At 70.6% G+C, this 10,486-nt stretch carries 9 protein-coding genes and 2 pseudogenes; 8 read left to right on the forward strand and 3 right to left on the reverse strand.

The features are described from left to right. Positions 1-183 precede the first annotated feature (183 nt). A pseudogene (locus tag TA90_RS04205) lies at positions 184-1,801 on the forward strand (MFS transporter). A 381-nt stretch (positions 1,802-2,182) separates the two neighbouring features. Beyond that, positions 2,183-3,316: a zinc-binding dehydrogenase gene (locus TA90_RS04210; protein ID WP_082031419.1), complete on the forward strand. Its 1,134-nt coding sequence runs from the start codon at positions 2,183-2,185 to the stop codon at positions 3,314-3,316. 288 nt (positions 3,317-3,604) lie between these two features. Here the strand turns inward: TA90_RS04210 and TA90_RS04215 are convergent, their stop codons facing one another. The 3 genes from TA90_RS04215 to TA90_RS04225 form a co-directional block, all read right to left on the reverse strand. Further along, positions 3,605-3,847: a hypothetical protein gene (locus TA90_RS04215; protein ID WP_043534771.1), complete on the reverse strand. Its 243-nt coding sequence runs from the start codon at positions 3,845-3,847 to the stop codon at positions 3,605-3,607. Between the two features lie 212 nt (positions 3,848-4,059). Then, the gene (locus TA90_RS04220) at positions 4,060-4,263 is read right to left on the reverse strand and encodes a cold-shock protein (RefSeq protein ID WP_043534772.1); all 204 of its coding nucleotides are present in this window, start codon (positions 4,261-4,263) and stop codon (positions 4,060-4,062) included. A gap of 275 nt (positions 4,264-4,538) precedes the next feature. After that, positions 4,539-5,180 carry a VIT1/CCC1 transporter family protein gene (locus TA90_RS04225; RefSeq protein WP_052450493.1) on the reverse strand — a complete coding sequence of 214 codons (642 nt, stop codon included), beginning with the start codon at positions 5,178-5,180 and terminating at the stop codon, positions 4,539-4,541. A gap of 349 nt (positions 5,181-5,529) precedes the next feature. Here TA90_RS04225 and TA90_RS15845 point away from each other — a divergent pair, with 349 nt between their 5' ends. The 6 genes and pseudogenes from TA90_RS15845 to TA90_RS04245 form a co-directional block, all read left to right on the forward strand. Then, positions 5,530-6,189 (forward strand): SLC13 family permease, encoded by a 660-nt coding sequence (locus TA90_RS15845; RefSeq protein WP_331394253.1) that lies wholly within the window; start codon positions 5,530-5,532, stop codon positions 6,187-6,189. Continuing rightward, on the forward strand, positions 6,117-6,929 hold the full coding sequence (locus TA90_RS04230; protein ID WP_331394254.1) for an SLC13 family permease: 813 nt from the start codon (positions 6,117-6,119) through the stop codon (positions 6,927-6,929). Before TA90_RS15845 ends, TA90_RS04230 begins: the two co-directional genes overlap by 73 nt. A 662-nt stretch (positions 6,930-7,591) precedes the next feature. Continuing rightward, a pseudogene (locus TA90_RS15850) lies at positions 7,592-7,879 on the forward strand (cyclic nucleotide-binding domain-containing protein); the annotation flags it as partial. Between the two features lie 775 nt (positions 7,880-8,654). Beyond that, a complete protein-coding gene (locus TA90_RS16005; RefSeq protein WP_407921579.1) occupies positions 8,655-9,083 on the forward strand; it encodes a sensor histidine kinase in 429 nt (142 codons plus the stop codon). After that, entirely contained in the window at positions 9,080-9,559 is a 480-nt protein-coding gene (locus TA90_RS15470; protein ID WP_043534774.1) for a response regulator, read from the forward strand. Before TA90_RS16005 ends, TA90_RS15470 begins: the two co-directional genes overlap by 4 nt. 230 nt (positions 9,560-9,789) lie before the next feature. After that, positions 9,790-10,486: DUF4956 domain-containing protein (locus TA90_RS04245; RefSeq protein WP_074015279.1), on the forward strand; the 697-nt coding region annotated here is incomplete at its 3' end.

The following is a 10,486-nucleotide window of genomic DNA, read 5'->3' on the forward strand; positions in this document are numbered from 1 at the left end:
AGTCGGTCCGTCACCGGGAGCAGCTCGCCCTCGCGGCGACGGTGGCGCGCGAGTCGACGAGGCGACCGTCGCCTCCGCCTCGGACGTCTCTGCACGACGTCGCCCGTGAGCGGTACGAACGACCTACGATGCGTGAGCGAGGCGCACGAGGTGCGCGACAACACTGTGGAGATCACGCCGGACATGGGCCGTCCGGCACTCGAGCACGCCATCGAACGGGCCCCCGCCTCGGGGAAGCACCGCTCGATCGGCGTCATCGCACTCGTGGCCACACTCGGGTCGTTCCTCTTCGGGTACGACACGGGCGTGGTCTCCGGGGCCCTTCCCTACATGTACATGCCCTTCGGGGCGAACGGTCTGAGCCTGACCTCCGTCGAGGAGGGGTGGATCGGTGGCACGCTCCTGATCGGCGCCGCCTTCGGCGCGCTGGTCGGAGGTCGTCTCTCCGACCGTTACGGGCGGCGGCACAACATCATCCTGCTCGCCATCGTCTTCCTCGTGGGCGCGGTGGGGACGGCCCTGTCCCCGAACGTGCTGGTCATGTACCCCATGCGTCTGATCCTCGGGTTCGCCGTGGGCGGCGCGTCGGCGACCGTCCTGGTGTACCTCTCGGAGACCGCGCCGAAGCGCATCAGGGGCACCATCGTGGCGGTCGACCAGGTGATGATCGTGACCGGCCAACTGCTGGCCTTCACCTTCAACGCCCTCATCGACCAGGCGGTGGGTGGCCCCCAGCTGACCGTCAGCGGCGGCGGGGAGGGGTACGTCTCCAACGGGACCCAGTCCTGGGACAACGTGCTGACCCTGCAGCAGTCCTACGGCGGGTCGATGGACACCTCGACCTGGCACGCCTTCGTCAACGGCCTGACGGTGGACGGCGGGGACGGTGCTGCCTGGCGGCTCATGCTCCTGCTGTGCTCGATCCCGGCGATCGCCCTGTGGATCGGGATGCGTCTCATGCCCGAGTCGCCGCGGTGGTACGCCGCGAACCAGCGCTACTACGAGTCGATCGGTGCGCTGAAGAGGGTCCGCAACCCCGAACGGGACGGAGACCTGACCGACGAGTTCGACGAGATGCTCGAACTCCACCGGAGGGAGGAGAACCGCCGCAAGGGCACGTTCTCCGACATCTGGGGCACGCCGTGGTTGAGGAAGCTCTTCCTCGTGGGGGTGTTCCTCGCGGTGTGCAACCAGACCATGGGCGTGAACACGGTCATGTACTACGCGCCGAAGGTCCTCCAGTACGCCGGCATGGGGACGTCCGCGGCGATCACCGCCCAGATGGCGAACGGCGTCATGTCGGTGGTGGGCTGCTCGCTCGCACTGTGGTTGATCGGGAGGTTCCGTCGTCGCCAGATCCTCATCACCTGCCTCTTCGCGGTCTTCGTGACCCTGAGTGTCATCGCCACCCTCTTCCAGGTCACCATCCGGCCCGTCCTCGAGGGAGGGGGCACGCCCCCCCTCCTGGGCGCCCCTCATGATCCTGGTGATGATGGGTGTCTTCATGCTCGTGGTGCAGGCGGGCAACGGACCGGTGGTGTGGACCATGCTCGGTGAGATGTTCCCCGCCAGGGTCCGCGGGATCGCCAACGGGACCGCCGTCTTCTGCATGTGGATCGTCAACGCACTCATCACGGTGACCTTCCCGCCGATGATGGAGACGCTCGGCGGGGGGATGACCTACGGGATCTACGCGGTCATCAACCTCGTGTTCGCCTTCGTCCTCATCAAGATCATGCCGGAGACCTCCGGCAAGTCCCCGGAGGAGATCGAGGTCTACGCCGAGCGCCGCTACTCCTGACGGCTCCGGTGCGGGACGGCTCGTGCCCCGGTGGGTGACCCCACCGGGGCACGACCGTACCCGCGGGGTCAGGGTGGGCCCACCCTGGTCCGTCGGGCCCCATATGTCAGATCAAATCATGACAGCGTGTGTCATCCTGGGCACTGTCGCCCCTGTCACGAGTCGCACGCGGTTCATGTGACTGGCCGTCCGTGCGGCCCGAAACCGCAGAACAGGGACCTTTGTCGGGGTTCCATGGTGAGGGTGACGTGGATCCGTCCATGCTGCCCTATTTGTAGAAACAAATGGTGGGAAGGTCGCCCCGGATCGTCTAGTGTGGGCAATGAGGCCCGCGGGGGACCGCGGGCGAACCGACACCTGGTTCCGATGGAGGACTCCAACATGTCAACCCAGATTCCCCAGACGATGCGTGCGGCCGTGCTGCGTGACATCCAACGCGGGCTCGAGGTCCAGGAGATCAGGACCCCACACCCCAAGACGGGCGAGGTGCTCGTCAGGGTCAGCGCCTGCGGCCTGTGCCACTCCGACCTCCACGTGATCGGCGGCGCCATCGCGTTCCCGCTGCCCTGCGTGCTCGGACACGAGGTGGCCGGCGAGATCGTCGAGGTCGGTCCCGGCAACGAACACTCCGGACTGGAGGTCGGTCAACGGGTGGCCGGTGCCTTCCTCATGCCCTGCGGTCAGTGCCCCGCGTGTGCGGCCGGACGCGACGACCTCTGCGGGCCCTTCTTCGACCTCAACCGCCTCCAGGGCAAGCTCTACGACGGGACGACGCGCCTGGCCGACCTCGACGGGACGCCGATCGCGATGTACTCCATGGGAGGACTCGCGGAGTACTGCGTCATCCCCTCCACATCCGTGACCCCCGTGCCGGACGTCATCGACCCCGTCGCCGGGGCGATCCTCGGGTGCGCTGCGATGACGGCATACGGGGCCGTCCGACACGGGGCGGACCTGCGCCACGGGGAATCGGTCGCGGTGGTGGCGACCGGTGGTGTCGGATCCAACATCATCCAGATCGCCCGCGCCTTCGGGGCGCGTCAGGTCATCGCGATCGACGTGGCCGACGACAAGCTGGAGGCCGCGCGCGAGCTCGGCGCCACGGACGTGGTCAACTCCCTCGAGCAGGACGTCCGTGAGGCCGTCTTCGGTCTCACGGACGGCAGGGGCGTGGACGTCGCGTTCGAGGCGCTGGGTCGTCCGCAGACCTGGAATTCCGCGCTGGCCGCGCTGCGGGACGGCGGCAGGATGGTCCCCATCGGACTCGGCGCGGGCGTCCAGACCGCGGAGGTGGAGATCAACCGCACCGTGCGACGCTCGCAGTCGATCATCGGGTCCTACGGCGCGCGGACGCGTCAGGACCTGCCGGAGGTCGTGAGGATGGCCTCCGAGGGAACGATCCGGTACCAGGACATCGTCACGAGGCGGTTCCGTCTCGAGGACGTCGCTGAGGGCTACGACCTCCTGCGGCGCGGTGAGGTCCAAGGGCGCGGAGTGGTGGACATGTCCCTGTGAGACCGGAGGACGCGCCCGGTGGCCGAACGGCGGGCACTCCTGGTCGGGAGGTCACCGGGTGAGGCGTCCGTGGGTGGGGCCCGCTCCGGACCCGGGAGGGACGGGGGCTGGCGGGAGTGGGGAGCGACCGCCGTCGGGTCGCCCCGTGCCCACGCGGGAGGGTGGGTGATGGATGCACGAAGGTCGTGGCACCACGATGTGCCACGACCTCAGGAATTCTGCGGGACCGCAGGGACCGGTCTGTCACCGGGTCCTGCCCCGGGAGGGTTCAGCGCAGGCGCGCAGACCTCACTTGGCGGACAGGTCCGCCACGAACGCCGTGACCAGGAAGGGGACGGTGATCGCTGTCATGAGGCCGGCGGTGATGATCACCGCGGGCTGCCAGGCGACGACGCCGATGACGGCGACGATGAACGCCAGGACGATGAGGGCGATGGTCGCACGCAGGGTGAGCTCGGAGGCGTGGGTCTCCGTTCTGCGGGGTGCGAGGTCGCTGTGGATGACGTGGGTCCGTGCGGTGATTGATGACATGTCGACTCCTGGGTTTCACGTCGCGCAGGAGCGACCCACCCGGGCCGCGACCCGCACGGCTCCGTGGATCCCCATTTCCGGGGACGCCTCTATTGTAAGGACAAATGATCGCGCATGTCGATGTGACTCGTCCGACGCGGGGAACGGCCCGGGACCGTGAGGTCCCGGGCCGTTCCCGGAGTCACCGGCTCGCGCCGGTGGGTGCCCAGATCTCAGATCTTGGCGATGTGCTCGGCCTGGAGGCCCTTGGGCCCCTGGGTGATCTCGAACTCGACCTTCTCGCCCTCGTCGAGGGAGCGGAAGCCCTTGGCCTCGATGTTGGAGAAGTGAGCGAAGACGTCGGCGGAACCATCATCAGGGGTGATGAATCCGTAGCCCTTGTCAGCGTTGAACCATTTGACGACACCAGTGGTCATTGAAGCGCTTTCCTTACTGGAAGCCCCGCGCAGGGGATGGACCCGACCCCGGTCGGGATCGGTATAGTCACGCACTCTCCTGCAACCACCACGGAATCGCATGTACTGCAATGAAGCTGTGAAACTACGTCTACTAGGGTAGCGCCTGCCGTCGGGCCCGCCATGCGTGGCAGGTCACAGCTCGGTATCAATGTGTCCACCGCAGTACCCGTGGGACCGTCGCGCGCAGGTGGCGGACCCCCGCGCGGGGGACCGGCCCGCGCGACGGGACGGGTTCAGAAGACGATGAGGCCCGCCACGTAGCTGATGGCCATGCTCAGGACACCGATGCTCACGGTCCTGAAGATGGCCCGCCGGACGGAGGTGCCCGAGGAGACGGCGATCAGGACGGAGGTCAGGCACAGGGACAGCACGACCGCCGCGAAGAGGACCCTGGACTCCCAGGCGGAGGGGTACAGGAGGAGCACCACCAGGGGTAGCGCGGAGCCGAGGGCGAACCCCAGTGCGGCGCGCAGGCCGGAGAGGACGGGGGCCAGTCGCGACATCGGCTCCTGGATCCCGTACTCCTGCTCGAGCTGGGCGCCGAGCGGATCGTGCTCGTGCATGTCCTCCGCGACCTCGTGGGCGAGGTCGGGTGGAACACCGCGATCGGTGAACCGGGCGGCGAGCTCCGCGATCTCCGCACTCGGGTCGGCCGCGATGGACGCGGCCTCCTCCTCGATGAGGCGCACCTGGGCGTCGCGTTCGGCGGAGTCCTGGGCGAACTGGGCCCCGAACTGGGCCACGGAGCCGGCAATCATCGTGGACGCGGAGGCGACGATGAGGGTACGGGCACTCCCGCCCGCGCCGGAGAACCCCTGGAGGACGCCAGCGGTGCCGATGATGCCGTCAGTGGCATCGGCGCACAGTTGGCGCACCCAGCCGGTGCGCAGTCGGTCAGGCTCGACCTCGTCGCGCTGCGGTCGTCGTCCCGGACGTGCTCCCCCCCATGACGGCGAGTGTAGGCAGTCGACCCGGGCGCAACCGGGTCATCCACGTCGTGGTCCGCGCCGGGGGCACCCTCAGGTGTCCGGGGCCCCACCCGGGAGGGTGAGCGGGGGCGACGGGCCGGGCGCCGTGGGTCCCCGGACCCACCCGCCGACCGACCCCTTCCGGTGGAATCGCAGGTGAGACCCGCCCACGACACCCCAGAGCGCGAGGTGTGCCACTCCGTGCCACGTCCACCCGCACCACCGGCCGAGCGCGTCAGACGCCGGGACAGGGTGCGTGCGCACCTGGGGAACCGGCGCCGACCCACGCCCCCGTGCCCTCGTCGGCCTCGTTGGGGCGGCCACCGCGCTCGTGGGAGGGATCCTCGTCGACATCCCGGGCCTCGATGCCCAGGGCGGTCGCATGCTCGGGATCTTCCTCGCGGCGATCCTCCTGTGGGTGACCGAGGCGATCCCGCTGGTCGCCACGTCGATGGGGGTCATCCTGGCGGAGGTGCTCCTGGTCTCCTCGGACGCGATCCTCCCGGTCCCCGAGGGGTCCGTCACGGCCGCCGACTACTTCGGGGCGCTCGCCAGCCCGGTCATCATCCTCTTCCTCGGCGGGTTCATGATCGCCGACGGCGCCGGCAAGTTCGACGTCGGACGCGCCATGTCCGCCCGTCTCCTGCGCCCCCTCGTCGGCCGTCCGCGCCTGACGGTGCTCGGGATCATGGCGATCACGGCCCTGCTCGGCATGATCATGTCCAACACGGCCACCACGGCCACCATGTTCGCGGTGATGATCCCCGTCATCCGGGCCCTGCCCGATCCGCGCGCCCGCACGGGTGTCGCCCTCGCCATCCCGGTCGCCGCCAGCGTGGGGGCATGGCGACCCCCGTGGGCACGCCACCCAACGCGATCGCCCTGGGCGTCCTCCAGCAGTCGGGGATCCGCCTGACCTTCCTGGACTGGGTGCTCCTCTCGCTCCCCCTCGTCCTCGTCCTGCTGGCCGTGGCCTGGGTGTACACCTGCGCGCTCTACATCCCCTCCTCCACGCACTTCGAGATCGACACGTCCTCGCGTTTCCAGACCTCCCGCAAGGCCCTCGCCTTCTACGTCGTGGCGCTGGGCACCATCACGCTGTGGATGACGGAACCGCTGCACGGCATCGCCTCCAGCACGGTCGGTCTCATCGCGGTGGTGCTGCTCCTCTCCCTGCGGATCATGGACGGCGAGGACGTGAAGTCACTCGACTGGCCGGTGCTCTGGTTGGTCGCCGGCGGCATCGCCCTGGGTGCCGGTGTCGGACACACCGGGCTGGACCGCTGGATCATCGCCCTGGTGGACTGGGACGCGATCCCGGTGCTGTTGGTGCTCCTCGTGCTCGCCGGCCTGGCGTGGACGATCTCGAACTTCGTCTCCTCCACCGCCGCCGCCAACCTGCTGGTCCCGATGGGGGTGGGGATCGCGGCCAACGTGCCCCACTCCGCCGGTGAGGTCGCGCTCGTCCTCGCCCTGGCCTGCTCCCTGGGCATGTGCCTGCCGATCTCCGCACCCCCCAACGCCATCGCCCACGCCACCGGCGCGGTCCCGACGGGCGCCATGGTCCGCATCGGCCTCCTCGTGGGTGTGGTCGGGCTCCTCCTCCTCTCCTTCGTCGCGCCGTGGCTGTGGGCGCTCGAGGGGGTCCTCCCGTGAACACCTGGCCCGGGCTGCGCCGGATCCGACGGACCATCGTCCCCGGGGGTCCGGGGACCGACGGCGGGCGGGACGCCGATCCGCCGGGTGACCCGGTGGGCCGTGGACAGCGTGGACAGGAGAGCCCTCGCGACCCACTCCGCGATCCCCTCCACGACCCCGTCGTCCTGGTCGTCGGGGACGGTGCCCGGGGTGTCGCCCCGCGCGTGTGCGGGCAGGTGGAGGGGGGACTGCCCGGGCTGCGCGTCGAGATCGCCGCTGCGCCTCCCGTGGGGGAGGTCCTCGACGCCCTCCTGGGGGACACCGGGGTCCCCGTCCTCGTGGTGGTCACCAACGAGGTGGGTGACGTCGTCGCCGCCGTCCGCTCGCTCTCCGAGGACCCACGACTGTCGGGCCCGGGGTGGATCCTCGTCACGGATGCCGACCGGCACGCGGACCTCGCACCCCTGGTCTCCTCCCTCCGCCTCCGCGCGGTCCTCCCACTGGCGCACGGTCCGGGACCGCTGCTCGAGGAGGTCGCCGACGCGGTGGCCGCGTGCCTGCTCGACTCGGGGGCGGACGGTCGCGAGGTCGACGCGCTCCTCGGCGACGCGCGCCACCCGGACAGCGGGACGGTGATCGCCGGGCTGGACAGTGACGGCCCGGAGGCGGTCGGTGTCGTCATGCGCGGCATCGAGAGGGTGCTCGGCCCGTGTCCGCAGATCCTCCTCCCGGAGGGCACCGTGCTCACCCGCCAGGACGAGCCCGTGGCCGCGGTGCACCTGCTGGTCTCCGGGGGAGTGGCGCTGCGTCGGGAGGCCGAGCGCACGACCGTCCTCCTCCACCGGGCCACCACCGGCCCCATCATCGGGTTGGTCTCCCTGGTCCGCGGCCAGCGGGCCTACTTCACGGCCACGACCACCGCACCCACCATGGTCGTGCGGCTCTCGAACGCACAGCTCGAACGCCTCATGCGCGAGGACCCCGATGCCGCGGAGGCACTGACCTCCCTCGCGGTCCACTCCCTCACCCGGCGTCTGGTGCGCGCAGAGGAGCTCCACATCGAGAAGAACGTCCTCGCCGCCGACCTGGAGGCCGACCGCGTCCAGCTCACCCAGGCCCTCGAGGACCTGCGCAGCACCCGCGCCGAACTGGTGGAGCGCACCAGGTTCGCGATGCTCGGCGAGCTCTCGGCGGGCATCGCCCACGAGCTCAACAACCCCCTCAGCGCCATGACGCGCTCCGTGGAGCACCTCCGTCGCGACGTGGTGCTCCTGCTGACCCTCGCCGGTGCGGACACGGCACCGGGGGCGCTGCGCCGGACCAGGGAGTGCCCGCCGCGCTCCACCTCGGAGGAACGCGCCCTGCTCAAGGTGCTGCTGGGAGCGACGGACGGGGACCGCGCGGCTGCCCGGCGCATGCTCCGGCTGGGCGTCACCGATGTCCACACCGCCACGGACCTGCTCGCGAGCCCCCCGGAGACCCTCAAGGAGGCCGAGTTGGGGGCGCGCATCGGCTCCTCGCTGCGCTCGATCACCGCCGCCTCGCAGCGGGTGACCGGTCTGGCCCAGAGCCTGCGCTCCTACGCGAGACCGGAGGGGGGCGCTCGGCCCGGTGGACGTCCGGGCCGGCCTGGACGACGCGCTGCGCCTCACCGAGCACCGGCTCCACGGGGTCCGGGTGGAGACGCGTTTCGGGGACGTGCCCCCCGTCATGGCACGCCCGGGATCCCTGGACCAGGTGTGGATGAACCTGCTCGTCAACGCGGCGGACGCCTTCGAGGACGAACGCGAGGACCTCGCGCGCGCCGCGGAGGAGCACGAGCAGTCGGGCGGGGAGGAGGAGCGGGTGCGGCGCGGGCCCGCCCGTGGGTCCGCCTCCCCGCGGATCGTCGTGGGGATCGCGCACGAGGGCGACTCCGTGTTCGTCGATGTCTCGGACAACGGTCCCGGGATACCGGAGGACCTGCGCGGGAGGATCTTCGAACCGCACTTCACGACGCGGGCCGGACGGGTCCGCTACGGACTGGGGATGGGTCTGTCCATCGTGTCCACGATCCTGGCAGATGCCGGGGGCGGCATCGAGGTGGAGTCGGAACCGGGGGCGACGCGCGTGCGGGTCACCCTCGTCGCGGCCGCGGGAGGCGGGGACGACACGGGGAAGGGGAGACCATGACACTCGTGGTGCTGGTCCTGGAGGACGAGGTGGAGGTCCGCCACGCGCTGGAACGGGACCTGGAGGAATTCTGGTCGAGGGTCAACCTCGAGGAGGCCGAGGACGTGCCCGACGCGTGGGACGCGGTGGAGGCCGCCCTCGCGGACGGTGACGAGCTCGCCGTGGTGCTCGCGGACCACCGTCTGCCCGGACGCAGCGGTGTCGACTTCCTCGTCGAGGTGGCCGAGGACCCGCGCACCCGGCGGGCACGGACGGTCCTCGTCACCGGTCAGGCAGGCCAGGCGGACACCGTGCGGGCGGTGAACGAGGCCGGGCTCGACCACTACATCGCGAAGCCCTGGGACCCCGCCGATCTCGTCCGGGTGGTCCGCGACCAGCTGACGACCTACGTCCTGGACAACGGCGTCGACCCCCTGCCCCACCTGGCCGTCCTCGACGAGGTCCGGGTGATGGAGCACCTGCGTCGCCACTCCTGACGCCCGGGTGGGCGCGTCCCCGGGTGAGGGGGATCCGAGTGGGGGGACCTGTGTGGGCTCGGGCGCGTGTGGCCCCGGGATCGTACGGCCCGCTGCGCGGGCGCCCGGGTGACCACGGGGCGAACTCCGGGTGAACGGAGGGTCTCAGGTGGGCCCGACCCCGTCCACAGCGCCACCACAGGGGGCTCTGGCCCAATGGGATCCTCGACCGGACACTGAGGAGCCCCACCATGACCACCATCGCGATGATCGCCGTCGACCTCGTGGCGATCTGCATCCTGACCTTCGGCCTGTACTTCCCGCGCCACCACCGCACCGACCTCGTCGCCGCGTTCCTCGGTGTCAACGTCGGTGTGCTGGCCGTCGCCATCGTCCTGGTGGACTCCAGCGTCGGCACGGGGCTCGGTCTGGGCCTCTTCGGGGTCCTGTCGATCATCCGGCTGCGCTCCACCGAGATCTCCCAGCACGAGGTCGCCTACTACTTCGCCTCCCTGGCCGTCGGCCTGATCTCGGGGATGTCCACGGTCCCCACCGCCCTCACCCTCGGCCTCATCGCCCTGGTCCTCCTCTCGCTCGCGGTCGGTGACAGCCCGCGCCTCCTCGGCGCGCACCGCAGCCAGCTCGTCCACCTGGACAGGGCCGTCACGGACGAGGGCGACCTGCGTGCCACCCTCGCCCAGCTCCTCGGCGCCACGGTCACGGACGTCCAGGTGGTCAGGCTCGACCTCGTCAACGACCTCACGGTCGTCGAGGTCCGCTACCGGGTGCCGTCCCGCGGGCACGACGCCGGGTCGGCCCGTGACCACGGCCGTCCGGTCGGGACCCGGGTGGCGCACACGGGGGCCGCGGGGCGTCGCGGAGCGGGGGCGGAGGTGGCGGCCAGGGCAGCCGCCCGTCCACGGACGTCCCCGGTGACGGCGGTCCCGG

Origin of the sequence: Actinomyces polynesiensis (assembly GCF_000820725.1) — a bacterium.
In the GTDB taxonomy this organism is placed as follows: Bacteria; Actinomycetota; Actinomycetes; order Actinomycetales; family Actinomycetaceae; genus Pauljensenia; species Pauljensenia polynesiensis.

What these genes read in the sequence shown, in the direction of transcription:
- TA90_RS04215 (WP_043534771.1), bottom strand. Translation starts at nt 3,847, where the DNA reads ATGTCATCAATCACCGCACGGACCCACGTCATCCACAGCGACCTCGCA.
- TA90_RS04220 (WP_043534772.1), bottom strand. Translation starts at nt 4,263, where the DNA reads ATGACCACTGGTGTCGTCAAATGGTTCAACGCTGACAAGGGCTACGGA.
- TA90_RS15470 (WP_043534774.1), top strand. Translation starts at nt 9,080, where the DNA reads ATGACACTCGTGGTGCTGGTCCTGGAGGACGAGGTGGAGGTCCGCCAC.
- TA90_RS16005 (WP_407921579.1), top strand. Translation starts at nt 8,655, where the DNA reads ATGAACCTGCTCGTCAACGCGGCGGACGCCTTCGAGGACGAACGCGAG.
- TA90_RS04230 (WP_331394254.1), top strand. Translation starts at nt 6,117, where the DNA reads ATGGCGACCCCCGTGGGCACGCCACCCAACGCGATCGCCCTGGGCGTC.
- TA90_RS04210 (WP_082031419.1), top strand. Translation starts at nt 2,183, where the DNA reads ATGTCAACCCAGATTCCCCAGACGATGCGTGCGGCCGTGCTGCGTGAC.